At 63.6% G+C, this 23,219-nt stretch carries 21 protein-coding genes; 10 read left to right on the forward strand and 11 right to left on the reverse strand.

What is annotated here, in order from left to right; genetic code table 11:
• Window positions 1-106: 106 nt before the first annotated feature.
• A complete protein-coding gene (locus tag MTR72_RS13210; protein WP_280967531.1) occupies window positions 107-922 on the forward strand; it encodes an exodeoxyribonuclease III in 816 nt (271 codons plus the stop codon).
• Window positions 923-1,041: 119 nt separating this feature from the next.
• Here MTR72_RS13210 and MTR72_RS13215 read toward each other — a convergent pair whose 3' ends face one another.
• Together MTR72_RS13215 and MTR72_RS13220 are read right to left on the reverse strand one after the other, a co-directional pair.
• Entirely contained in the window at window positions 1,042-1,485 is a 444-nt protein-coding gene (locus MTR72_RS13215) for a cyclic nucleotide-binding domain-containing protein (protein WP_280967530.1), read from the reverse strand.
• 58 nt (window positions 1,486-1,543) lie between these two features.
• Window positions 1,544-2,230, reverse strand: a complete 687-nt coding sequence (locus MTR72_RS13220; protein ID WP_027554029.1) for a response regulator transcription factor — start codon at window positions 2,228-2,230, stop codon at window positions 1,544-1,546.
• Between the two features lie 204 nt (window positions 2,231-2,434).
• Between MTR72_RS13220 and MTR72_RS13225 the strand changes: the two genes are divergently transcribed.
• Together MTR72_RS13225 and MTR72_RS13230 are read left to right on the forward strand one after the other, a co-directional pair.
• A complete protein-coding gene (locus MTR72_RS13225; RefSeq protein ID WP_280967529.1) occupies window positions 2,435-3,004 on the forward strand; it encodes a L,D-transpeptidase family protein in 570 nt (189 codons plus the stop codon).
• A 6-nt stretch (window positions 3,005-3,010) separates the two neighbouring features.
• Window positions 3,011-3,796 carry a 2-keto-4-pentenoate hydratase gene (locus MTR72_RS13230; protein WP_280967528.1) on the forward strand — a complete coding sequence of 262 codons (786 nt, stop codon included), beginning with the start codon at window positions 3,011-3,013 and terminating at the stop codon, window positions 3,794-3,796.
• 83 nt (window positions 3,797-3,879) lie between these two features.
• On the opposite strand, the gene MTR72_RS13235 is transcribed toward MTR72_RS13230, so the two are convergent.
• The gene (locus tag MTR72_RS13235) at window positions 3,880-4,569 is read right to left on the reverse strand and encodes a YggS family pyridoxal phosphate-dependent enzyme (protein WP_280967527.1); all 690 of its coding nucleotides are present in this window, start codon (window positions 4,567-4,569) and stop codon (window positions 3,880-3,882) included.
• Between the two features lie 108 nt (window positions 4,570-4,677).
• Here MTR72_RS13235 and MTR72_RS13240 point away from each other — a divergent pair, with 108 nt between their 5' ends.
• Window positions 4,678-6,369, forward strand: a complete 1,692-nt coding sequence (locus MTR72_RS13240) for a diguanylate cyclase domain-containing protein (RefSeq protein WP_280967526.1) — start codon at window positions 4,678-4,680, stop codon at window positions 6,367-6,369.
• Between the two features lie 9 nt (window positions 6,370-6,378).
• On the opposite strand, the gene MTR72_RS13245 is transcribed toward MTR72_RS13240, so the two are convergent.
• On the reverse strand, window positions 6,379-7,428 hold the full coding sequence (locus MTR72_RS13245; RefSeq protein WP_280967525.1) for a GGDEF domain-containing protein: 1,050 nt from the start codon (window positions 7,426-7,428) through the stop codon (window positions 6,379-6,381).
• 194 nt (window positions 7,429-7,622) lie between these two features.
• Here MTR72_RS13245 and leuS point away from each other — a divergent pair, with 194 nt between their 5' ends.
• The 3 genes from leuS (at window position 7,623) to holA (ending at window position 11,982) form a co-directional block, all read left to right on the forward strand.
• Window positions 7,623-10,247, forward strand: a complete 2,625-nt coding sequence (gene leuS, locus MTR72_RS13250) for a leucine--tRNA ligase (protein WP_280967524.1) — start codon at window positions 7,623-7,625, stop codon at window positions 10,245-10,247.
• Window positions 10,234-10,785 (forward strand): LPS assembly lipoprotein LptE, encoded by a 552-nt coding sequence (gene lptE / locus MTR72_RS13255; protein WP_280967523.1) that lies wholly within the window; start codon window positions 10,234-10,236, stop codon window positions 10,783-10,785. Before leuS ends, lptE begins: the two co-directional genes overlap by 14 nt.
• A 168-nt stretch (window positions 10,786-10,953) precedes the next feature.
• On the forward strand, window positions 10,954-11,982 hold the full coding sequence (gene holA / locus MTR72_RS13260; RefSeq protein ID WP_280967522.1) for a DNA polymerase III subunit delta: 1,029 nt from the start codon (window positions 10,954-10,956) through the stop codon (window positions 11,980-11,982).
• Window positions 11,983-12,258: 276 nt separating this feature from the next.
• Here holA and MTR72_RS13265 read toward each other — a convergent pair whose 3' ends face one another.
• The 7 genes from MTR72_RS13265 to hemJ form a co-directional block, all read right to left on the reverse strand.
• Window positions 12,259-13,143, reverse strand: a complete 885-nt coding sequence (locus MTR72_RS13265) for a ParB/RepB/Spo0J family partition protein (RefSeq protein WP_280967521.1) — start codon at window positions 13,141-13,143, stop codon at window positions 12,259-12,261.
• 158 nt (window positions 13,144-13,301) lie between these two features.
• Complete coding sequence (locus MTR72_RS13270) at window positions 13,302-14,168, reverse strand: ParA family protein (protein WP_280967520.1); 867 nt, start codon at window positions 14,166-14,168, stop codon at window positions 13,302-13,304.
• A 20-nt stretch (window positions 14,169-14,188) separates the two neighbouring features.
• Entirely contained in the window at window positions 14,189-14,830 is a 642-nt protein-coding gene (gene rsmG / locus MTR72_RS13275) for a 16S rRNA (guanine(527)-N(7))-methyltransferase RsmG (protein WP_280971161.1), read from the reverse strand.
• A gap of 144 nt (window positions 14,831-14,974) precedes the next feature.
• Window positions 14,975-16,855, reverse strand: a complete 1,881-nt coding sequence (gene mnmG / locus MTR72_RS13280) for a tRNA uridine-5-carboxymethylaminomethyl(34) synthesis enzyme MnmG (protein WP_280967519.1) — start codon at window positions 16,853-16,855, stop codon at window positions 14,975-14,977.
• A 209-nt stretch (window positions 16,856-17,064) separates the two neighbouring features.
• Entirely contained in the window at window positions 17,065-18,396 is a 1,332-nt protein-coding gene (mnmE, locus tag MTR72_RS13285; protein WP_280967518.1) for a tRNA uridine-5-carboxymethylaminomethyl(34) synthesis GTPase MnmE, read from the reverse strand.
• A 318-nt stretch (window positions 18,397-18,714) separates the two neighbouring features.
• Window positions 18,715-19,980 (reverse strand): transcription termination factor Rho, encoded by a 1,266-nt coding sequence (gene rho / locus MTR72_RS13290; protein ID WP_027525104.1) that lies wholly within the window; start codon window positions 19,978-19,980, stop codon window positions 18,715-18,717.
• Window positions 19,981-20,230: 250 nt separating this feature from the next.
• Window positions 20,231-20,665: a protoporphyrinogen oxidase HemJ gene (gene hemJ, locus MTR72_RS13295; protein ID WP_280971160.1), complete on the reverse strand. Its 435-nt coding sequence runs from the start codon at window positions 20,663-20,665 to the stop codon at window positions 20,231-20,233.
• 459 nt (window positions 20,666-21,124) lie between these two features.
• On the opposite strand from hemJ, the gene MTR72_RS13300 reads away from it, so the two are divergent.
• The 3 genes from MTR72_RS13300 to coaE are packed head-to-tail and all read left to right on the forward strand — an operon-like array spanning window position 21,125 to window position 23,201.
• Complete coding sequence (locus tag MTR72_RS13300; RefSeq protein ID WP_280967517.1) at window positions 21,125-21,964, forward strand: pyruvate, water dikinase regulatory protein; 840 nt, start codon at window positions 21,125-21,127, stop codon at window positions 21,962-21,964.
• A 5-nt stretch (window positions 21,965-21,969) separates the two neighbouring features.
• Complete coding sequence (locus MTR72_RS13305) at window positions 21,970-22,578, forward strand: Maf family nucleotide pyrophosphatase (protein ID WP_280967516.1); 609 nt, start codon at window positions 21,970-21,972, stop codon at window positions 22,576-22,578.
• A 23-nt stretch (window positions 22,579-22,601) separates the two neighbouring features.
• Window positions 22,602-23,201 carry a dephospho-CoA kinase gene (gene coaE, locus MTR72_RS13310; protein WP_280967515.1) on the forward strand — a complete coding sequence of 200 codons (600 nt, stop codon included), beginning with the start codon at window positions 22,602-22,604 and terminating at the stop codon, window positions 23,199-23,201.
• The last annotated feature ends 18 nt before the right edge of the window (window positions 23,202-23,219 follow it).

Here is a 23,219-nt window from a genome sequence, read left to right on the forward strand (position 1 = left end):
AGCAGGCGGATTGAGATGATCGGTTACGCTGCGCCAACCCACCTACGCTTCTGACCCTGTGGACAAGCGGTTTCCCCAGGCCAATCCGTGCTAAGACGCAGTTCCCATGCGTCTCTCCCTGACAACCTGGAACATCAACTCGGTGCGGCTGCGCATCGATCTCGTCGCGAAATTTCTCAAGAGCGCGCGGCCGGACGTGCTGTGCCTGCAGGAGACCAAGTGCATCGACGACGCCTTTCCGCTGAAGCGCTTCAAGCGGCTCGGCTATGAGCACGTCGCGCTGAACGGGCAGAAGGGCTATCACGGCGTCGCCATCGTCTCGAAGCTGCCGTTCGAATCCAAGGACATCCGCACTTTCTGCGACAAGCTGGATTCGCGCCATATCTCTGTGTCGTTCGGCGAAAAGGCCAACATCGCAAAACCACTGGTGCTGCATAATTTCTACGTTCCTGCCGGCGGCGACATTCCCGATCCCGCGCTGAACGAGAAGTTCGACCACAAGCTCCGCTTCCTCGACGAGATGAAGGCCTGCGAGCCGCTGCACCCGCGGGGTGAGGATCGCCACATCCTGGTCGGCGATCTCAACGTCGCCCCGCACGAGAACGACGTGTGGTCGCACAAGCAGCTCCTGAAAGTCGTCTCGCACACGCCGATCGAATGCGAAAAGTTGCTGGCGGCGCTCAACGCCGGCGAATGGATCGACGTCGCGCGCGAGCGCATCCCAATGTCGGAGAAGGTCTATACGTGGTGGAGCTACCGCGCCGCCGACTGGACCGTCGGTGACCGCGGTCGCAGGCTCGACCACATTTGGGTCTCGCGCGCGCTGAAGGATACGGTCAGCGATTTCAGGATTTTGCGCGACGCGCGGAGCTGGGAGCGGCCGTCCGACCACGTCCCGGTGTCGGTGACGCTGGAGGTGTAGCTCACGCCGCGTGTGCGGGTGAGGGGGAGTCTCCGTGTACTCACTGCTCGCCGTTTGCGTGGATAGAGCCCCTCACCCAACCCTCTCCCCGCAAGAACGGGGAGAGCGGGAGGAAACGATCAGGACGTCAACTTCGCACCCGCCATCAAGATATCACTGGCGATCTGGCTGGAGCGAATGGCGAATTCGTCGCGCAGGCGGCGGGCGGCGGCGGGGTCGCTTTCCAGCACGCGCTGGAACAGGCTGCGGGCGACACGGATGACGGTGGAGTGCTCCAGCGCGATCGCGCTCGACGGCCGCTTCATCGGCACCACCAGCGCGAGCTCGCCGATCAGAGCGCCGGGACCCGCGATCATCTCGGCGCCGGCGCCGTCATCGACGCGAAAGGCGCCGCGCTGGACCACGAAGCCGGCGTCGGCGTCGTCGCCAAGATTGAACAGGACATCGCCACGGACGAAGTCGCGCTGCTCGGACCCGATCGCCAGCATGCGCAACGAAGCGTCTCCCAACAGGCGCAGTGTCGGGACACGCTCGAGCAGCGCTACGTCGTCGTCGATTGACATTCAGGTCCGAGACTTAAAGGCGTGCGACTTGAAACGATTCGCACGCCCCCAAAGCGTATCACGGCACCAGCTTGTAGCCACCGGCTTCCGTGACCAGGATTTCCGGGTTGGCGGCGTCCTTCTCGATCTTCTGGCGGAGGCGGTAGATGTGGGTTTCCAGCGTGTGGGTGGTGACGCCGGAGTTGTAGCCCCAGACCTCCTGGAGCAGGGTCTCGCGCGAGACCGGCATCTGGCCGGCCCGGTAGAGGAAGCGCAGGATCGCCGTTTCCTTTTCCGTCAAGCGCACCTTGCGCGCGTTGGCGGCCGTCAGCATCTTCGAGCCGGGGCGGAAGCTGTAGGGGCCGACCGAGAACACTGCGTCCTCGCTGGCCTCATGCTGGCGGAGCTGGGCGCGGATGCGTGCAAGCAGCACGGCGAAGCGGAAGGGCTTTGCGACATAGTCGTTGGCGCCGGATTCCAAGCCCAGGATGGTGTCGGAATCGGTGTCGTGGCCGGTCAGCATGATGATCGGGGCCTTGAATCCACCCTTGCGTAAGGAGCGGACCACTTCGCGGCCGTCGGTGTCGGGCAGGCCGACATCCATGAGGACGAGATCGGGGGAGTTGGCCTTTGCGGCGCTGGCTCCCTTGGCGCCGGTATCCACGGCGGAAGCTTCAAATTCTTCGTGCAGCGATAATTGCTCCACCAACGTATCGCGCAGATCGGAATCGTCATCCACGATCAGGATCTTGCGGGCATTGGGCATTGGGGATCATCCTTTTGGAGTCCGGCTCGACGCGCACGGATGCCGCGCCCAGCCGCGATGGTAAAGTTTAGAGGTCGCCGTTTTTATTGTTGTTCGTGTTGAAGTAGTGGGCTGTTACCGATTCACAAGCCAGAATTACTCTAGCTCAGAATAACAGGGCGTTTTGATGAATGTCCTGTAATGAACCCGACATTGCACGTTCACATGAAAAACAGCGCGATTTCAGATAGTTACCTCAAAAATCGGCGCGCGGGCCCGCTTTCGGCGATCCGCATCAGGCCGGCCGCCGGTAACCCGCGCCGGGGCTGGCTGACGGCGGGACCGCTGACGATTCCGGTAGCACTAGGCCGCGGCGGCATCCTGGCCAACAAGCGCGAGGGCGATGGCGGCACCCCAAGGGGGAGCTTCCGGCCGCGGCAATTGTGGTGGCGAGGCGATCGCCACAGCCGTCCGCAGACATTCCTGTCGGCCCGGAGCATCGGCGATGAGGATGCCTGGTGCGAAGACCCGAAGGACCGCCATTACAATCAGCCGGTCCGGCTCCGGCGGGAGCAGGGCGGCGACCGGCTCAAGCGAGCCGACCACCTCTACGATTTCATCGTCGAGATCGACCACAACACCAAGCCGCGCATCGCCGGTCGCGGCAGCGCGGTGTTCCTGCATCTGGCCCGCGACAATTTCGGTCCGACTGCGGGCTGCGTCTCCATGACCAAACCGGCGATGCTTCAGTTGCTCCGACGATTGGGACCACGAACCAGAATCATCATCGGGTGAGGGACCATGCTCGACAGAGATCAGATCGCCGCCGCATCGCGCGTGCTCGTCAAACATTGGCGCGACGGTACCAAGCTTGATGCGCTGGAGGCACGCTTGCGGCCGCAGAGCCGCACCGAAGGCTACGCCGTGCAGGCCGCGCTCGAAGCACATTCGGCCGGACAATTATTCGGCTGGAAGATCGCCGCAACGAGCGAGGCCGGACAGAAGCACATCAATGTCGCAGGCCCGATGGCCGGCCGCATATTGAACGACACCGTCATTGCCGATGGCGGCACGGCCTCGATGGAGGGCAATGAGATGCGGGTCGGCGAGCCGGAATTTGCCTTCCGCATGGGGCGCGATTTGCCGCCGCGCTCTGCGCCTTTCGGCGTCGATGAGGTGCTTGCCGCGGTCGACAGCTTGCATCCCGCGATCGAAATTCCTGATTCGCGCTTCGCCGATTTCGTCAGCGCCGGCGAAGCCCAGCTCATCGCCGACAATGCCTGCGCGCATCTGTTCGTGCTAGGCGCATCGACCACGGCCAACTGGCGCGCGATGGATCTCGTCGAGGAGCGGCCGCAGATTACGTTGCGGGACAAGCGCTACATCGGCCACGGCAAGAACGTGCTCGGCGATCCCCGAATCGCGCTCGCCTGGCTCGCGAACGAGCTGCGCGAACTCGGCATCACCTTGAGGGCAGGGGAGGTGGTGACGACAGGCACGTGCCATCCGCCATTGCCGATCCAGGCCGGCGATCATTTTGCCGCGGATTTTGGTACGCTGGGAAAAGTGTCGGTCAGGTTCGCCTAGCGCGGCTCACACTTCGCCGTCATTGCGAGCTTGTCCAAGCCTCGGCTTTCGCCAGGACGACCAGGAGCAACTTCGCCGGTAACCTAGCGGTGCCCGAAGATCGCACTCCCGACGCGCACATGCGTGGCACCGAGCATGATGGCGGTGGCAAAATCCGCGCTCATGCCCATCGACAGATTCTTCAATCCGTTGCGCGCGGCGATCTTGGCGGTCAGCGCGAAATGCGCCGCCGGCGGCTCGTCCACCGGCGGAATGCACATCAGCCCGGAAATCGTCAGCCCGTAGGTGTCGCGGCAACTCGCGATGAAGGCATCGGCCTCGCCAGGCGCAACGCCGGCCTTCTGCGGCTCCTCGCCGGTATTGATCTGGACGAAGAGCTGCGGGTGCTTGTTCTGGGATTCGATTTCTTTGGCTAACGCCTGGCAAATGCTCGGGCGATCGACCGAATGGATGGCATCGAACAGCGCGACCGCCTCCTTCGCCTTGTTGGACTGCAGCGGCCCGATCAGATGCAGCGCGATATCCGGGTAAGCGGACGTTAACGCTGGCCACTTGCCCTTCGCCTCCTGCACGCGATTCTCGCCGAATACGCGCTGTCCGGCGGCGATAATCGGCGTAATTGCGTCCGCAGCGAAGGTCTTGGACACCGCAATCAGCGTGACCGAGGCGCGATCGCGCCGCGCGTCCTTGCAGGCGCGCGCGATTTCCGCTTCGACTGCAGCGAGCGCATTTGGTGAATGCCCGGTTAGCGGGGCGGCGTTTTCGTCTGTCATGAAATTGACCCGTCGCTGATGCTGACGGAGGTAATTCCAATTTTACCAAGTTCAAGAAAGGGTTTTTGAACCCTTCGCTTTACCTTGCCGCCTGGGGTGGTAGCGAAGATGGCAAACGTCAGTTTCAACCGCAAACGAGCGAAACTCAAGCAGGTTCTCGGAATCCGGGCGCGGCTTGCGTTGCTTGCGGTGATTCTGGTGGCGCCCTTGATGCTCGAGCGCATCCGCTCGCTCGAAGAGACGCGCGCCCGGCAGATCGCGCAGGCCACCGGCGAATTCACCACCATTGCGCGGCACAGTGCCGATGCGCAGCGCGAAGTGATTTCATCGGTCGAGACCATCCTGAAATCGGAGGCCTTCATCCGTGCATCGGTCGGCGGCATCAGCCGAAGCTGCGATGTGCTGCGGGCGAGCCTTCCCTCCAGCCTTCCCTGGATTCGCACGCTTCTGATCGCGGGCGAGGACGGGCGCATCCAGTGCGCCACCAACAACATGTATGTCGGCCTCGATCTCAGCGATCGGCCATATTTCCAGCAGGCGCAGGAGACGGGCCGGTTCGTGCTCTCCGACTTCCTGCTCTCGCGTCCGGTGCAGTCGCCGACCGTGATGGCGGTCTACCCGGTGTCGGCGCTCAGCGGCGTATCCGACGCCGTGGTACTCGCGACCGTCAACCTCGACTGGATGTCGAAGGTGATGAGCAATCTCGGCGGCCGCGCCGGCATCACGGCGGTGCTGGTCGACAGTGCCGGCACTGTGCTGGCGGCGCCCGCGGACCAGCACAGCGCGGTCGGACGTCCGCTCGACAACATGCCGCTGATGTCCGCGATCGCGGATCGGGCCTTGCGTTCGGACCAGGACGAAGGCTCGCTGTCTTTCCTGGCCGCGGACGGCTCGCGCCGCGCGGTCAGCTTCATTCGCATCGCCGGCACCAATGCTCGCCTGATTGCGAGCATCGATGAGGACAAGGTGTCCGCGGCGGTCAGCCGCGACATCCGCACCGCCTATCTCCAGCTCGCTTTCGTCGTCGTGTTCGTCCTGCTCGGCGCGCTGATCGCTGCCGAGAAGCTCGTGATCAAGCCGATCGAGATGCTCGCCGACATGGCCAAGCGGCTCGGCGAGGGCGATCTGTCGGCGCGCGCTGCGCGCAAGAGCCTGCCGTCCGAATTCGTGCCGCTGGCGCGCGCGTTCAATGCGATGGCGGCGCAGCTCAGCCAACGCGAGCGCGAGCTGATCGCGAGCAACGACCGGCTGATGGTGATGGCCTCGATCGACATGCTGTCGGGGCTCGCCAACCGCCGAGGTTTCCAGAGCCGGCTCGATTTCGAATGGATGCGCGCGCAGCAATATGGCAGCGATCTCGCGCTGTTGATGATCGACGTCGACCATTTCAAGCTGTTCAACGACACCTACGGCCATCTCGAGGGCGATTCCTGCCTGACCCGGCTCGGCGAGACGTTGTCCGGTATCGCCGCCGACACGATGGGCTTTGCAGCGCGCTATGGCGGCGAAGAATTCTGCCTGTTGCTGCCGAACACCGACGTGGCGCGCGCCGTCGAGATCGGCGAGCAGGTGCGCGCGGCGGTGCTGAAGCTGTGCCTGCCGCACATCACGTCGAACCACATGATCGTCACCGTATCGATCGGCGTTGCCGCAACGCGGCCGAACGAGAGCTTGCGTCCCGGCGATCTGATCGAGGCGGCCGACGCCGCGCTCTACGCCGCCAAGCATCGCGGCCGCAACACCGTCGCCGAGCATGGCATCGCGCCAATCGAGGACGGCACGATGGCGATGGCGGGCTGATTCGGCGCGCTAACCTGCGGCCCAGACGCGGTCGAGCTCTCTCTCCGTCACGACGCGATTACGGCCGCGGCCCTTGGCGAGATACAGCGCGCGGTCGCCGCGCTCGATGAGGTCGGCGATCGGCTCGCCTGCCCGGTACTGCGCCACGCCAATCGATATGCTGATGTTGGGCAGCACCTCCCCGGTCGAACGGCGCGTGATGGTGCACGCCGCGATCGAACGCCGGATACGCTCGGCGATCGCCGCGCAGGCTGCAAGATCCGCATCCGGCATCACCGCGACCAGCTCTTCGCCGCCATAGCGCGCCGGCAGATCGATATCGCGAACCTTTTCGCGCAAGACTTTTGCCATCAGGCGCAGCACCTGGTCGCCAACGCCATGGCCGAAATTGTCGTTGAAGGCCTTGAAGTGGTCGATGTCGAGCATCAGCACGCTGAGCGGCGTGCCCTGCTTCATCGCATTCGCCTGCGCCTTGCGCAGGAATTCGTCGAGCGCACGCCGGTTCGCCAGGCCCGTCAGCGTGTCGGTCCGGGCGCGCTCTTCCGATTTGGAGAGGGAATCGCGGATCACGTCGAGCTCGCGGGTCTTTTCGGCAAAGCCCGCCTCCAACCGCGTCGCCCGGGTGGCGGCGCGTGCCAGCTCGTTCATGAGCTGCGCGACCAGGGTCCTCGGGTCGACGCCGGCCTGGCTCTGATCGGCAACGTCGCTGATCACCTGCATCTGGGAACGGTTGTCGGCGATCACGGTGGCCAGAAATTCTTTCGCCGTTCCCATCAGCGCATGCAGGCGTTCGGACGTCTCGAGGGCGACAACGCCCGCATTGGGCGCGACATAGGTTGTGAACAGGTCCTGATTGGTCCGGGCGTCGAAGGGTCGGTTGTGGTCGATCAGGAGGTCGACGGCGTTACGCAGATCGTCATGATCCCCCGCAAAATAATGGAACCAGACGGCAAAATTGTTCGGCGTCGGCGGAATCCGCTGCTCCACCATGCCCCGCATCGCCCGTTGGGCGATCGACGCGGCATAGTCGAAATCGAGATCATCGAAGCTGGTATCCATCGGGCGTATTGTGGGGTTCTGTCCGGCCGCAACCTCGCACCGACCCCTTAATCGCTTCCCAACGGCCGTCTCAGTATTTATGCGGGGGTCGGCCCTGCGGATCCGGCCCGTCGCAACCCATTGACCCCTTGAGGACTTCTATGGCCTAGTCCGCCGTCTTTAGACGGCCGAATCCAAGAAAACCCAACGATTCCATGACCTCCGAACGCTACAACGCCCGCGACGCCGAACCGCGCTGGCAGCGCCAATGGGACGAACAGGCGATCTTCGTCTCCAAGAACGATGATCCGCGGCCGAAATACTACGTGCTCGAGATGTTCCCCTACCCGTCCGGGCGCATCCATATCGGCCATGTCCGGAATTACACGCTCGGCGACGTGCTGGCGCGCTTCATGCGCGCCAAGGGGTTCAACGTGCTGCACCCGATGGGCTGGGACGCGTTCGGCCTGCCGGCCGAGAATGCCGCGATCGAGCGCAAGGTCGCGCCGAAGGCCTGGACCTACGACAACATCGCCGCGATGAAGAAGCAGCTCCGCTCGATCGGGCTGTCGCTGGACTGGAGCCGCGAGATAGCGACCTGCGATCCGTCCTACTACAAGCACCAGCAGAAGATGTTTCTGGATTTCCTGCGCGCGGGGCTCGCCGAGCGCGAGAAGCGCAAGGTGAACTGGGACCCCGTCGACATGACCGTGCTCGCCAACGAGCAGGTGATCGACGGCCGCGGCTGGCGTTCGGGTGCCGTTGTTGAACAACGGGAAATGAACCAGTGGGTCTTCAAGATCACGAAATATTCGCAGGAGCTGCTGGAGGCGCTGGACGGGCTGGATCGCTGGCCCGACAAGGTGCGGCTGATGCAGCGCAACTGGATCGGCCGCTCCGAGGGCCTGCTGATTCGTTTCGCGCTGGACCAGGCGACGACGCCGGCCGGCGAGACCGAGCTGAAGATTTTCACGACGCGCCCCGACACGCTGTTCGGCGCGAAGTTCATGGCGATCTCGGCCGATCATCCGCTGGCGATCGCCGCCGCCGCAAAGAATCCGAAGCTCGCGGAGTTCATCGCCGAGATCAAGAAGATCGGCACCGCGCAAGAGATCATCGACACCGCGGAGAAGCAGGGCTTTGACACCGGCATCCGCGCGATCCACCCGTTCGATCCGAGCTGGAAGCTGCCGGTCTATGTCGCCAATTTCGTGCTGATGGAATACGGCACCGGCGCGATCTTCGGGTGCCCCGCGCACGATCAGCGCGACCTCGATTTCGTCAACAAATACAATCTCGGCAACACGCCGGTCGTGTGCCCCGAAGGTCAGGATCCGAAGAGCTTCGTCATCACCGACACCGCCTATGACGGTGACGGCCGCATGATCAATTCCCGCTTCCTCGACGGCATGACCATCGCCGACGCCAAGGAAGAGATCGCAAAGCGCCTGGAAACCGAGATGCGTGGCAACGCGCCGGTCGGCGAGCGGCAGGTCAATTTCCGCCTGCGCGACTGGGGCATCTCGCGCCAGCGCTATTGGGGCTGTCCAATCCCCGTCATCCATTGCCCCAAGTGCGATGTGGTGCCGGTGCCGGATGCCGATCTGCCGGTAAAACTACCGGAGGACGCGACCTTCGACCGTCCCGGCAACGCGCTCGACCATCACCCGACCTGGAAGCACGTGACTTGCCCTCAGTGCGGCGGCAAGGCGCAGCGCGAAACCGACACCATGGACACCTTCGTGGACTCGTCCTGGTACTTTGCGCGCTTCACCGATCCCTGGAACGAGAACGCGCCGACGACGCCCGCGGTCGCCAACCGGATGATGCCGGTCGACCAGTATATCGGCGGCGTCGAACACGCGATCCTGCATCTGCTCTACAGCCGCTTCTTCGTGCGCGCGATGAAGGCAACCGGCCACATTGCAATGGACGAGCCGTTCGCCGGCATGTTCACGCAGGGCATGGTGGTGCACGAGACCTACCAGAAGGCGGATGGCACCTATGTCCAGCCGGCCGAAGTGAAGATCGAGGGCGCTGGCAACGACCGCCGGGCCACGCTGCTGGCGAGCGGCGAAGCCATCCAGATCGGCGCCATCGAGAAGATGTCGAAGTCGAAGAAGAACACGGTCGACCCCGACGACATCATCGAGACTTACGGCGCCGACGTCGCACGCTGGTTCATGCTCTCGGACTCCCCGCCCGACCGCGACGTGATCTGGAGCGACGAGCGCGTCCAGGGCGCCTCTCGCTTCGTGCAGCGGCTGTGGCGGCTGGTGAACGAATCAGCCGAGGCCGGAAAGGCCGCGCCGGCGGCACGGCCCGCAAGCTTCGGCCCCGACGCGACCGGCTTGCGCAAGGCCGCCCATGGCGCGCTGGACAAGGTCACCACGGGCATCGAGCGGCTGCACTTCAACGTCTGCCTCGCCCATATCCGCGAATTCGCCAACGCGTTGTCCGAGGTGCTGCAGCGCCCCGGCCAGCCTGCTACTGACCTCGCCTGGGCGATCCGGGAGGCCAGCCAGATCCTGGTCCAGCTCTTCTCCCCGATGATGCCGCATCTCGCCGAGGAGTGCTGGCAGGTCCTGGGCTTGACGGGGCTGGTTTCCGAGGCGTCCTGGCCCCAAATCGAACGCGATTTGCTGGTTGAAGACAGCGTGATCCTGGTGGTCCAGGTCAACGGCAAGAAGCGGGGTGAGATCACGGTTGCAACAGCGGCCGAGAATCCGGAAATCGAGGCTGCCGTTTTGGCCCTCGATGCGGTAAAGCTGGCGCTGGACGGCAAGCCCGTCCGCAAGGTGATCATCGTCCCCAAGAGGATCGTGAATGTTGTCGGCTAGGATCCGCATCGCAGCGCGTTTGCTGGCGGTCGCTGCCCTCGCGGCGCTGACGGCCGGCTGCTTCCGGCCGATGTATGCCGAGCATACCGACGGCACCCCCGGCCTGCGCGAGAAGCTGATGGGGGTCGAGCTCCCGCCGGTCGACAAGCCGAACGCCTCCCGCGAGGCCCGTGTCGGGGTCGAGGTCCGCAACGCCCTTGCCTTCAAGCTCTATGGCACGGCCACGGGGATGCCGCCAACCCATCGCCTGGTGCTGCGCTTCACGTCCAGCCGCTCGTCTCTGATCATCGATCCCAACACGGGCTTGCCGAGCAGCGAGAATTACGGCATCGACGTCCAGTACAATCTGATCGAGATCGCGACCAACAAGTCGGTGATGACCGGCACGACGTTCTCGCGAGTGTCGTACGATATGCCCGGCTCATACCAGCGCTTCTCGCGCAACCGCGCTGTGCGCGACGCCGAGGATCGCGCCGCCAACGAGGTCGCCGAGAATATCTCGACCCGGCTCGCCTCGTTCTTCACGGCTGGCACGTAACACATTCCAGTCATTCCGGGGCGCCCGACGTGTCCGCCGAAGCTCAAGGAGCGAAGGCGGAAGGGCGAAGCCGGAATCTCGATCCGCAACTTCTGGATTCTCTGGTGCGCAATTGCGTACCGGAGTTCGCCTCCGACGAGGCGCCCCGGAATGACGTCCTGAGGCGAAATGGTCGCGCTGCGCGGAAAAGAGATCGATGCCTTCCTCGCCCGTCCCGATGCGGGCCGGCCGATCATCCTGCTGTACGGTCCCGACGCCGGCCTCGTGCGCGAGCGCGCCGATGCGCTGATTGCCTCAGCCGTCGACGATCCGAATGATCCCTTCTCGCTCGTGAAACTCGACGGCGACGAGCTGTCCGGCGAACCATCACGGCTTGTCGATGAAGCCATGACCGTTCCGTTGTTCGGCGGCCGCCGCGCCATCCGCGTGCGTGCGGGCTCGCGCAGCTTTGCCAGCGGCATCGACACGCTGGCCGAGATGCAGGTGAGGGATTGCCGCATCGTAATCGAGGCCGGCGAGCTGCGGCCGGAGTCGCCGCTGCGCAAGGCCTGCGAACGCGCCAAGACGGCCGTGGCGATCGGCTGCTATCCCGACACCGAGCGCGACCTCGCCAAGCTGATGGAGGACGAGCTTCGTATCGCGAACCTGCGCATCGCGCAGGATGCCCGCGCCGCGCTGATGTCCTTCCTCGGCGGCGACCGTCAGGCCTCGCGCAACGAGCTGCGCAAGCTGACGCTCTATGCGCACGGCAGAGGCGAGATCACGCTCGATGATGTCATGGCCGTCGTCGCCGACGCCTCCGAGCTGAAGCTCGACCCGATCGTCGACGGCGCTTTCGCCGGCCGGCCGGATGTCGTCGAGAGTGAGTTCGCCAAAGCCATGATCGCCGGCACCTATCCTGGCGTGATCATCTCCGCGGCGCAGCGTCAGGCCGCCTGGCTGCACAAGTCCGCGCTCGCGATCGCCGACGGCACGCCGGCCTCCGCCGTGCTCGACGGCGGATTTCCGCGTCTGCACTTTTCACGAAAGCCCGCGGTCGAGACGGCGCTGCGCAATTTCACCGTACCGCGTCTCGCAGGCATCATCGAGCAGCTCGCAACCGCCGCGCTCGACACGCGCAAGCAGCCGGCCCTTGCCGCCGCGATCGCCCAGCGCACACTGATGGCAATCGCCGCGAATGCGAAGCGGCGGAGCTGAGCTCCGCTCTCTCCAAACGTCATTGCGAGCGCAGCGAAGCAATCCAGAGTCCCTCCGCGGGGAGATTCTGGATTGCTTCGCTGCGCTCGCAATGACGATGTGTGGAGATGTCGGTTCCCCATCCTGAGGAGCGCGGAACGCGCGTCTCGAAGGATGAAGGCCCGGCCGGTGCTCCTCGCCCTTCGAGACGCCGCTTCAGGGTGAGGGTGATAGAGGGCACATGGATGCACGATAAAACGCAGTCATTCCGTCGCGCGCCCCGGAATGACGGCGGAGTCAGAGATTGCCCTTCGCCAGCCGCCGCATCACCTCATCAAGCTGCTCGAGGTTGCGGTAGTTGATCTGCACGGAGCCACCGGGATCGCGGTGGTTCACCGTGACCTTGAGTCCGAGCGCGTCGCTGACGCGCTTCTCCAGATCGATCGTATCGGGATCCTTCTCCTTGGCCCCGGCGCGCGCCTTCTGCGGCTTGCGCTCCGGCACGCCCTCCTCATGCGCGAGCGCCTCGGCCTGGCGGACGTTGAGGCCCTCCTCGACGATGCGCTTGGCGGCGGCGAGCGGATCGGGCACGCCGATCAGCGCGCGGGCATGGCCGGCCGTCAGCTCCCCGCTCGCGATGAAGGCCTGCACCTCGGCCGGCAGTTTTGTCAGCCGCATCATGTTGGCGACGTGGCTACGGCTCTTGCCGACGACCTTGGCAATGTCGTCCTGGCTGCGTTTGAACTCACCCGCGAGCGCGTGATAGCCCTTCGCCTCTTCCATCGGGTTGAGGTCTTCGCGCTGCACGTTCTCGATGATCGCGAATTCCAGCGCATCGCTATCGCTGATGTCGACCGGCACGATCGGCACTTCGTGCAGGCCAGCAAGCTGCGAGGCGCGCCAGCGCCGTTCGCCGGCAATGATCTCATAGCGGTCCTGTGTGCCCTTCACCGGACGCACGATGATCGGCTGGATCACGCCGTGCTGCTTGATGGAGTCGCTTAGCTCCTTGAGCTCGACTTCCGGAAAGGTGCGGCGCGGGTTGCGCGGATTCGGCTTGAGGAATTCGATCGGCACCTTGCGCTGCGTGCGCGGACGCTCGACATGCGCCGCCTCGCCGCCGACGTCACCGATCAGACTCGCAAGACCTCGGCCCAGTCGCGAACGCGCTTCGTCGGCCATCGCCAGCTCCCTTGGATTCACTTAGCAGCACTCCAGAACTGAATTTCGAAACGTAGACTCGTAGGGTGGGTTAGCGAAGCGTAACCCACCACTGGTTTGCTCGGAGCGGGACACTTGGTGGGGTACGCTTCGCTAACCCACCCTACGGAACGGCAGTATCAATCCGCGGTGCGCAGCTCGCGCTCGCGCTGGATCACTTCGGTGGCGAGCCGCAAATAAGCTTCGCTGCCGACGCATTTGAGATCGTAGACCAGCACCGGCTTGCCGTAGGACGGCGCCTCCGAGATGCGCACGTTGCGCGGGATCATGGTCTTGTAGACCTTCTCGCCCATGAACTGGCGGACGTCGGCGACGACCTGGTTCGACAAATTGTTGCGCGAGTCGAACATGGTCAGCACGATGCCGTGGATCGACAGGTTCGGATTGAGCGTCGAGCGCACCTGCTCGACCGTCTGCAGCAGTTGCGACAGGCCTTCGAGCGCGAAGAACTCGCATTGCAGTGGCACCAGGATCGCGTCCGACGCGGCCATTGCGTTGACCGTGAGCAGGTTGAGCGACGGCGGGCAGTCGATCAGCACATAGGTGTAGTCGGCGTCGGGCGACACGTTGTTGTTGAGCGAGCCGATTGCATCACGCAGCTTGAATGCCCGGCCGGGCGTGTGGCCGAGCTCCAGCTCGAGGCCGGAGAGGTCCATGGTCGAGGGCGCGATGTGCAGCCGCGGCACCGCGGTCGCAACCACCGCTTCGCGCAGGTTGGCTTCGCCCACCAGCACGTCATAGGTCGAGCAGGAGCGATTGCGGCGGTCGATGCCGAGACCGGTCGAGGCGTTGCCTTGCGGATCGAGATCGACGATCAGGACACGCTCGCCGATTGCCGCGAGCGCCGTGCCGAGATTGATCGCTGTGGTTGTTTTTCCCACGCCGCCCTTCTGATTCGCCAGCGCCAGGATGCGGGGGTGGCCGTGCGGCACCACTTCGGTATGTTCTTGGGTTTGTTCTTGCTGCGGCTCGTCAATCACGGTCATCGCAAATTCCCCACTCCCCCTCACCCGCGCCGTTCGACGGACGTCAGTTCCACGATCCAGCCGTCACCCGTGCGGCTTTGGTGGAGCTGAGGCTGAATATTCCAATATTTAGCGGCTTCGGTCAATTCGGCCTCTACATCTTGACCCTTGAGAAACAACGCTTTTGCCCCATTACGCATCAGCGGCTCCGCAAAGCCGATGAGTTGATGTAGCGGAGCCAGCGCCCGGGCGGTGACGCAATCGACCGGACCGGTGATTCTATCCACATTATCCCCGATCTCGGCGAGATGTACGACCCCCGGCGACGCCGTGATCCGAATCGCTTCGCGCAGGAAAGCCGCCTTTTTGGCGATTCGCTCGACGAGATGGACGCTCGCACCCACCGTCTCCGCCATCGCGCAGGCCAGGACCACGCCGGGAAAACCGCCGCCGCTGCCGAGGTCCGCCCAGCGCTTTGCGGACGGCGCGAGGTCCACGAGCTGAAGCGAATCGGCGATGTGCCGGGTCCAGAGGTGCGGCAGCGTCGAGGGCGCGACCAGATTGGTTTTGGCCTGCCATTCACGGAGCAGCGCGACGTAGCGGTCGAGCCGGACTTCCGTTTCACGTGAAACCGGCGCGAGCTCGAGTGCTGTGACCTTGTCGGTAGCCAGGACAGAGTCCAGCGACTTATCGTTCGCGCTGGCTCTATCGATCTTCGGGCTCGTCGGGGCCGGTCCGGATCGACGGCCACCACCCTCGCCTGCCTTGGATTGCCGTGATGATGATTTATCCCGGCCCGGGCCGCCGCGCTGTTTCACGTGAAACGCCTATGCGATTGCCTTCGAGGTCTTGCGGGCTTCGCGGCGAAGATAGGCCGCGAGGATGCCCAAAGCCGCCGGCGTCATCCCGTCGATCCGACCGGCTTGGCCGACGGTGAACGGCCGGGCCTTCTCCAGCTTGGCGCGCACCTCGTTGGAGAGACCCGGCACCAGCTTGTAGTCAACCTCGGACAGCACCAACCCTTCGTCCCGCCTGAAGGCTTCGACATCGGCGCTCTGGCGCTCCAGATAGACGTCGTACTTGGCGTCAATCTCGAGATGGGTGGCGATGACCGGATCGATGGCCGACAGCTCCGGCCAGATCGCGCGCACCTGGCTCCAGCCTACGTCCGGATAGGCCATCAGCTCGAAGGCTGAGCGGCGCTGGCCGTCCCGGTTCAGTGACAGCCCGTGCTTGATCGCCTCATTCGGGGTGACGGCCAGGGACTTCGCAAGCGTCCGTGCTGCGTTCAAGGCCTCCATCTTGGCGCGATGATGCCGGGTCCGCGCGCTGCCGACGCACCCCAAATCGATGCCCTTCTCGGTCAGGCGCTGGTCGGCATTGTCGGCCCGCAGCGTCAGCCGGTACTCGGCCCGCGAGGTAAACATTCGATAGGGTTCGCTGATCCCGCGGGTGACGAGGTCATCGATCATCACCCCGAGATAGCCGTCCGCCCGGTCGAACACCGTCAGCGCGGCGCCGCTGGCGGCAAGCGCAGCGTTCACCCCGGCGACAATGCCCTGGCCGCCGGCTTCCTCATATCCGGTGGTGCCGTTGATCTGTCCGGCCAGGAACAAGCCGCGTAGCCGCTTGGTCTGAAGGGTCGGATCAAGCTCGCGGGGATCGATGTGGTCGTATTCGATGGCGTAGCCCGGTCGGACCATCTTCGCCCGTTCCAGGCCAGGAATGCTGGCCAGAATCGCGAGCTGGACCTCCTCCGGAAGCGAGGTCGAGATGCCGTTGGGATAGACCGTGGTGTCGTCCAGCCCCTCCGGCTCAAGAAAGATCTGGTGGCCATCGCGATCACCGAACCGGACGATCTTGTCCTCGATCGAGGGGCAATAACGGGGTCCGGTGCTCTTGATCTGGCCGGAGTACATCGGCGAGCGATGGACATTGGCCCGGATCACCTCATGGGTCGCGGACGTGGTCCGGGTGATCCCACACTGGATCTGCGGCGTCGTGATCCGATCTGTCAGTGCCGAGAAAGGCTCCGGCGGGTCGTCGCCGGGCTGCATTTCGACCGCGGACCAGTCGATGGTCGTGCCGTCCAGACGCGGCGGCGTCCCGGTCTTCAACCGCCCGAGGGTGAAGCCGGCCCGTTCAAAGGACTTCGACAGACCCATCGCTGGCGCTTCACCAACGCGCCCCGCGGGCCAGTTCTTCTCTCCGAGATGAATCAGACCACGCAGAAAGGTCCCAGTCGTGACGACGATGGCTCCTGCCTGGAAGCTTCGGCCATCGGCCAGACGAAGCCCGGTCACCCGTCCGTCGGCCATGATCAGTTCGTCGGCCTCCCCTTCGATCACGGAAAGACCGTCGGTCTGACGGATCGCGGATTGCATCGCCGCGGCATAGAGCTTCCGGTCGGCCTGGGCCCGTGGACCGCGGACCGCCGGGCCTTTACGACGATTAAGAACCCGGAATTGGATGCCACCGACATCAGCCACACGACCCATCAGACCGTCGAGTGCGTCCACCTCGCGGACAAGGTGACCCTTGCCGAGGCCGCCGATGGCGGGATTGCACGACATCGCACCTACGGTCGAAAATCGGTGCGTCACCAGAGCGGTTGTCGCGCCCATCCGCGCAGCCGCAGCCGCGGCTTCACAGCCGGCATGGCCGCCGCCAATGACGATGACGTCGAAACTCGCTCGCTCTGTTCGCATGGGCAACTTTTAGCTCAGCCGGGAAAAAGCCGGAAGCGGAAACTGGCCCTCGAATGTTTCACGTGAAACAAGTGCGCGGCATGCTGACGTCGTCGCATTTTTGGCAAAACAACCCCATGCAAAGTAGCCGAGGTTCCATATGGAACGACGTTTCACGTGAAACAACGAAGCACTGGAACAAGGGCTAATTCTACATTGAAGAACTAGCGCTACTTTCCGATGCAAAACTTCTGGAAGATGGCCCCGAGGACATCCTCGACGTCGACCCGGCCCAGCAGGCGACCCAGCACGTAGGCGGCGGCGCGGAGCTCCTCGGCTACCAATTCTTCACCATCTTTGACAAGGCCCAGACTGCGCTGCAAACAATCCGCCGCCTGGCGCAACAGGTCGCGTTGGCGCGCGCGGGTGACCAGCGCCCCCTCACCGGTTGCGAAGAACGCAGCGGCGAATCCCACCAGTGCCTCGATCAGCTCCGTCAGACCGTCGCCACGCCGTGCCGAAATTGCGAACGTCCTGTCCGCCGCCGCGGTTGCGATCGAAGCCTCGTCGCCAAGATCGATCTTGTTGCGGATCAGCCAGACCGGTGCGGCGCCATCCTGCCGCCCGTCCGCTTCGGCGCCAGGACCGGTCAGCCACAGCACGAGATCCGCATCCGCAGCGCGCGCCCTGGCCCGACGTACGCCTTCGAGCTCGACCGGATCATCGGTCTCACGAATGCCGGCGGTGTCGATCACCGTGACCGGATAGCCGTCGAGGTCAAGCTGCACCTCGATCACGTCGCGCGTGGTGCCGGCATGCGGCGAGACGATCGCGACCTCGCGGCGCGCAAGCTGATTCATCAGCGTCGACTTGCCGACGTTCGGCGGGCCGGTGATGGCGACCACGAGGCCCTCGCGCAGACGTTCAGCATGACCCTGTGCCGCAAGCACTTTTGTAATTTCGCTGTGGAGCGATCCGATTGTCTTGAGCGCCGGCGCCATCAGCTCCACCGGTACATCGCCCTCGTCGGAAAAATCGATGCCGGCCTCGATCAACGCGGAGGCCTCGATGATGCGCTCGCGCCAGTCGCGCGCGCGATCGCCTAACAGACCCTGCAACTGACGCAGCGCCTGGCGCCTCTGCCGGTCGGTGTCGGCATGAATGAGGTCGTCCAAGCCCTCGGCCTCGGTGAGATCGAGCTTGCCGTTCTCGAACGCCCGCCGGGTGAACTCACCGGGGTCGGCCGCTCGCGTATTCGGAATCGCAGAAATGGCTGTGAAGACGGCCGACAGCACCGCGCGTCCGCCATGGACATGAAATTCAGCAACGTCCTCGCCGGTCGCACTCGCCGGCCCCGGAAACCAGAGCACCACGGCATCGTCGATTGGCAGGCCCGCACTGTCTTGGAGCAGCCTGCGGCTCGCCAGCCTTGGTGCCGGCAACTTGTCCGCGAGCGTCGTCAGCACCAGACCGGCCTGCGGCCCCGAGACACGCACCACGGCGATCGCGCTCGGCGGTCGGCCGGACGACAGTGCAAAGATGGTCTGGTCTCGCGGATGCATGGCCTATTTGTCCGGGTGCCGATGAAAAGGCAAACACCGTTTCGGTCGCCGATTGCTCTGTTTGTCGCTCTACCGTCGCAGTAAGTGCTGCGTGTTGCGCCGCAAGATAGAGTGCAGCATTTTTGCTGCGAAAGCTCCCCACTCCAGGCCAACGGATTCGGCCATATTCTACTTTTTACTAGCAAAATCAATATCTTAAATTGCGGTAATGCTGAGAAACAGAAAACCAGCCATGCTGCACCTTCGCGCAGCAAAGCCGCACAAAAGAAAAGGGCGCCCCCGAGGCGCCCTTTCGAATTCTGACGTTTGCGCACCGGCTCAGGTGTTCATCGAGTCGAAGAACTCGGCGTTACTCTTGGTCGAGCGCAGCTTGTCGAGCAGGAAGTCGATCGCGTCCATCGTGCCCATCGGGTTCAGGATGCGGCGGAGCACGTACATCTTCTTCAACACCTGCGGATCGGTGATCAACTCCTCCTTGCGGGTGCCGGAGCGCGAGATGTCGATCGCCGGGAAGGTACGCTTGTCCGAGACCTTGCGGTCGAGGATCAGTTCGGAGTTACCGGTGCCCTTGAACTCTTCGAAGATGACTTCGTCCATGCGGCTGCCGGTATCGACCAGCGCGGTTGCGATGATCGTCAGCGAACCGCCCTCCTCGATGTTACGGGCGGCACCGAAGAAGCGCTTCGGCCGCTGCAGCGCGTTGGCGTCGACACCACCGGTCAGCACCTTGCCGGATGACGGCACCACGGTGTTGTAGGCGCGGCCAAGACGCGTGATCGAATCGAGCAGGATCACCACGTCGCGGCCGTGTTCGACCAGGCGCTTCGCCTTCTCGATCACCATCTCGGCGACCTGGACGTGGCGCACCGCCGGCTCGTCGAAGGTCGAGGACACCACCTCGCCCTTCACCGAGCGCTGCATATCCGTGACTTCTTCCGGGCGCTCGTCGATCAGCAGCACGATCAGATAGCAATCCGGGTGATTCGCGGTGATCGAGTGCGCGATGTTCTGCATCAGCACGGTCTTACCCGTGCGCGGCGGCGCGACGATCAGCGCACGCTGGCCCTTGCCGATCGGCGCAACGATGTCGATCACGCGCGCGGACAGGTCTTTTCGCGTGGGATCGTCGATCTCCATGCGGAAACGCTGATTCGGAAACAGCGGCGTGAGATTGTCGAAATTGACCTTGTGCTTGGCCTTTTCCGGATCCTCGAAGTTGAGCGTGTTGACCTTCAACAGCGCGAAGTAGCGTTCGCCTTCCTTCGGGCTGCGGATGTGGCCCTCGATGGTGTCGCCGGTGCGCAGGCCGAAACGGCGGATCTGCGAGGGCGAGACGTAGATGTCGTCCGGGCCCGGCAGATAATTGGCATCCGGTGAGCGCAGAAAGCCGAAGCCGTCCGAGAGCACCTCGACGACGCCCTCGCCGACGATGTCGGTTTCGGCGAGCGAGAGCTGCTTGAGGATGGCGAAAAGCAGCTCCTGCTTGCGCATGGTGCTGGCGTTCTCGACCCCGTTCTCTTCCGCGAACGAGACGAGCTCGGCCGGGGTCTTGGACTTAAGGTCTTGGAGTTTAATTTCCCGCATTGGGGTGGTCCTGTGGGGTAACCTTGGGAGGGGTGCGAGGAGGCTCAGAAATGCGGACGCGAGCAGGTGCAGGTAAGGTCCGCAGGTCTAGCAAGGTGAGTGCCGGAGGGCTTCAAACCTGATGCGGTGTCCGGCCTTCAAAAGCTCGGCCACAACCACATCCGCCTGCGTTGGGTGGGATAAACACAATATAGAAAATCGCTCTTCACTCCGCAAGCCGAAGCGCTGAGCGATCAATCACGATGATTGCCTAGAACGGCTTCACGATCACCATGATCACGATGAAAATCATCAGGACGGTCGGCACCTCATTGATAATACGATAGAATTTCTGTGACCGCGGGCGCCGGTCGGCAGCGAAATCCTTGCACCAGCGCGAAAAAAAGCCGTGGACCGCGGATAGCGTCAGCACCAGTGCCAGCTTTACGTGCAACCAGCCGTAAGCGAACCAGTGGCCGGACCACGCGAGATAGAGCCCGGCGAGCCAGGTCACGACCATGGCAGGGTTGATGATCGCCTTGAGCAGCCGGCGCTCCATCACCTTTAAGGTCTCCGACTGCTTCGAGCCGATTTCAGCCTCGCAGTGATAGACGAACAGCCGCGGCAGATAGAGCATGCCCGCCATCCAGGAAATGACAGCGATCACGTGCAGCGCCTTGATCCACGGATAGAGCTCTTCAAGCATTTCCAACGTCCGAATTTCCGCCCAGCGCAGAGGTCGCTGGGGATAGTAAGAACTCGTTAAGTTCTTCCAGCGCACACATATCCGTCCGTAGCGCCCTTCTCAAATCTAGAATCTTAGATTCTTAAGGTTTGAGTCTGAATGACGGTGGATTGGACTCACGCAATGCCGTCCGCCGCTTCACACGCGCTTGTTCACATCCATCAACATATCCTGCGCGGATCCCGCCGGTCCGGATAAGCCGTCCGTCGTCAAGGGCTTGCGCTGACCTGTCGGCAGCTTATCAAGGGGCTTGTCCGCGCAATCCCGCTTCCTGGTCGCGTCGGCGTCCGACTTGTTCTTTTGGGCAGCGGTGTGAAGAAACTTGGCCGTTGTCCCGCCCCTGGTGTCGCACATCCCTTTCGGAGGGGTTAAGCTCCACAGAAATCCACAAATGGCCCCGTCGAAATTCAAAGAGTTTTTGTGCCGACCTCGAACAATTATTTCCATCTGCACCTCGTCTCCGACTCCACCGGTGAGACACTGATCACCGTGGCGCGCGCGGTCGCGGCCCAGTACGCCAACGTGACTCCGGTCGAGCACGTCTATCCGCTCGTGCGCAGCCAGAAGCAGCTCGACCGCGTGCTCGACGAGATTGAGGAAGCGCCGGGGATCGTGCTGTTCACCTTGCTCGAGAAGGATCTGGTCTCGCGCCTCGAGGACAAGTGCAAAGGGATCAACGTTCCTAGTCTCTCCATCATCGGTCCGGTGATGCAGCTCTTCGAGGCTTACCTCGGTGCTGCTACGACCGGACGTGTCGGCGCCCAGCACGTGCTCAACGCCGAATACTTCAAGCGCATCGATGCGCTGAACTACACGATGATGCACGACGACGGTCAGCACGTCGAAGGCTTGGAGGAGGCAGACGTCGTCCTGGTCGGCGTCTCCCGCACCTCGAAGACGCCGACGTCGATTTATCTCGCCAATCGCGGCATCCGCACCGCCAACGTGCCGTTGGTGCCCGGCATTCCGGTGCCGGGTCAGTTAGAGACTCTGACGAGCCCGCTCGTCGTCAGCCTGCACGCGACGCCGGAACGGCTGATCCAGGTGCGTCAGAATCGCCTGCTCACGATGGGCGCCGGCTCCGGCAACGACACCTATATCGACAAGCAGGCAGTGGCCGACGAAGTCGCATTCGCCCGCAAGCTGAGCGCCAAGCACAATTGGCCGCTGCTCGACGTCACCCGGCGCTCGATCGAGGAAACCGCCGCTGCAATCATGAAGCTCTACTCAGACCGGCAACGCAACCGACCTTCGGAATAGGTCCGATGGCCCTCTGGCGCGGCAAATCTCCCCTGATTTTGGCGTCGCAGAGCAGCGCGCGAAAAATGCTGCTGGCCAATGCCGGCCTCGATTTCCAGGCGATTTTGGCCGACATCGACGAGCGCGGCGTGCAGGCGGCTTCGAGCCTTTCAAATCCGCGCCAGATCGCGTTGCTGCTGGCGCGCGAAAAGGCCAAGGCGGTCTCGGTGAATCATCCGGGCGCCTATGTGATTGGGGCCGATCAGACGCTGGCGCTGGGCGAGCGTCTGTTCAACAAGCCCGCGGGCCGTGCCCAGGCCATGGCGCAACTGCGCGAGCTTGCCGGCAACAGCCATGAGCTGAATTCCGCCGTGGCCGTGGCCCATGATGGCCAGATTGTCTTCGAAGACGTTTCGGTCGCGTGCATGACCATGCGGCCGATGACCGAGGTGGAGCTTTCGGCCTATCTCGACGCGGCCGGCGAGGCCGTGACCTCCAGCGTCGGCGCCTATCAGCTCGAGGGCCTGGGAATCCATCTGTTCGAACGCATCGAGGGTGACCATTTCACCATTCTCGGTCTGCCGTTGCTGCCGCTGCTTGCGTTCCTGCGGCGCGAGCGGCTAGTTGCAGTGTAAATGGCAGAGATGGCTGTACGCTGATGCGGATCCTGGGACTGACCGGCTCGATCGGGATGGGGAAATCCACCACCGCGAAATTGTTCGCGGAGGCCGGTGTCCCCGTCTATGACGCCGATGCGGCGGTCCATCAATTGTATGAGGGTGAAGCGGCACCGGCGATCGAGGCCGTTTTCCCCGGCACCACCGCGGGCGGGAAGGTCGATCGGACAAAACTGTCCGCGCGCGTGGTGCACGATCCCGCCGCCATCAAGCAGCTTGAGCAGATCGTTCATCCGATGCTCGGTGCCTCGCGCCAAAAATTCTTTGCCGACGCGGAGGCCGCCAAGGCGCCCGTCGTGGTGCTGGACATTCCGCTGCTGTTCGAGACCGGCGGCGAAAAGCGAGTCGATGCCGTGGTCGTGGTGTCGACATCGCCGGAACTTCAGCGCGAGCGCGTGCTCGCCCGCGGCACGATGGACGAGGCCAAACTCGACGCCATCATCGCAAAGCAGATGCCCGACGCCGAGAAGCGCAAGCGCGCCGATTTCGTGGTGGATACGTCCCACGGACTCGAGCCGGTGCGCGCCCAAATCAAGCACATTCTGGCCGAGGCCGTTAAGATGCCGCAGCGGCGAGCCTGATTCGCCGCCTCACACGGC

Origin of the sequence: Bradyrhizobium sp. ISRA442, assembly GCF_038085055.1 — a bacterium.
Lineage (GTDB): Bacteria > Pseudomonadota > Alphaproteobacteria > Rhizobiales > Xanthobacteraceae > Bradyrhizobium.

Bases quoted from the DNA above. Each gene is read 5' to 3' on its own strand.
- lptE (WP_280967523.1), top strand. From the start codon at position 10,234: ATGTTGTCGGCTAGGATCCGCATCGCAGCGCGTTTGCTGGCGGTCGCT.
- MTR72_RS13225 (WP_280967529.1), top strand. From the start codon at position 2,435: ATGAAAAACAGCGCGATTTCAGATAGTTACCTCAAAAATCGGCGCGCG.
- MTR72_RS13265 (WP_280967521.1), bottom strand. From the start codon at position 13,143: ATGGCCGACGAAGCGCGTTCGCGACTGGGCCGAGGTCTTGCGAGTCTG.
- MTR72_RS13230 (WP_280967528.1), top strand. From the start codon at position 3,011: ATGCTCGACAGAGATCAGATCGCCGCCGCATCGCGCGTGCTCGTCAAA.
- MTR72_RS13235 (WP_280967527.1), bottom strand. From the start codon at position 4,569: ATGACAGACGAAAACGCCGCCCCGCTAACCGGGCATTCACCAAATGCG.
- mnmE (WP_280967518.1), bottom strand. From the start codon at position 18,396: ATGCATCCGCGAGACCAGACCATCTTTGCACTGTCGTCCGGCCGACCG.
- holA (WP_280967522.1), top strand. From the start codon at position 10,954: ATGGTCGCGCTGCGCGGAAAAGAGATCGATGCCTTCCTCGCCCGTCCC.
- hemJ (WP_280971160.1), bottom strand. From the start codon at position 20,665: ATGCTTGAAGAGCTCTATCCGTGGATCAAGGCGCTGCACGTGATCGCT.
- coaE (WP_280967515.1), top strand. From the start codon at position 22,602: ATGCGGATCCTGGGACTGACCGGCTCGATCGGGATGGGGAAATCCACC.
- MTR72_RS13210 (WP_280967531.1), top strand. From the start codon at position 107: ATGCGTCTCTCCCTGACAACCTGGAACATCAACTCGGTGCGGCTGCGC.
- MTR72_RS13245 (WP_280967525.1), bottom strand. From the start codon at position 7,428: ATGGATACCAGCTTCGATGATCTCGATTTCGACTATGCCGCGTCGATC.
- MTR72_RS13215 (WP_280967530.1), bottom strand. From the start codon at position 1,485: ATGTCAATCGACGACGACGTAGCGCTGCTCGAGCGTGTCCCGACACTG.
- leuS (WP_280967524.1), top strand. From the start codon at position 7,623: ATGACCTCCGAACGCTACAACGCCCGCGACGCCGAACCGCGCTGGCAG.
- rho (WP_027525104.1), bottom strand. From the start codon at position 19,980: ATGCGGGAAATTAAACTCCAAGACCTTAAGTCCAAGACCCCGGCCGAG.
- MTR72_RS13240 (WP_280967526.1), top strand. From the start codon at position 4,678: ATGGCAAACGTCAGTTTCAACCGCAAACGAGCGAAACTCAAGCAGGTT.
- MTR72_RS13220 (WP_027554029.1), bottom strand. From the start codon at position 2,230: ATGCCCAATGCCCGCAAGATCCTGATCGTGGATGACGATTCCGATCTG.
- MTR72_RS13305 (WP_280967516.1), top strand. From the start codon at position 21,970: ATGGCCCTCTGGCGCGGCAAATCTCCCCTGATTTTGGCGTCGCAGAGC.
- mnmG (WP_280967519.1), bottom strand. From the start codon at position 16,855: ATGCGAACAGAGCGAGCGAGTTTCGACGTCATCGTCATTGGCGGCGGC.
- MTR72_RS13270 (WP_280967520.1), bottom strand. From the start codon at position 14,168: ATGACCGTGATTGACGAGCCGCAGCAAGAACAAACCCAAGAACATACC.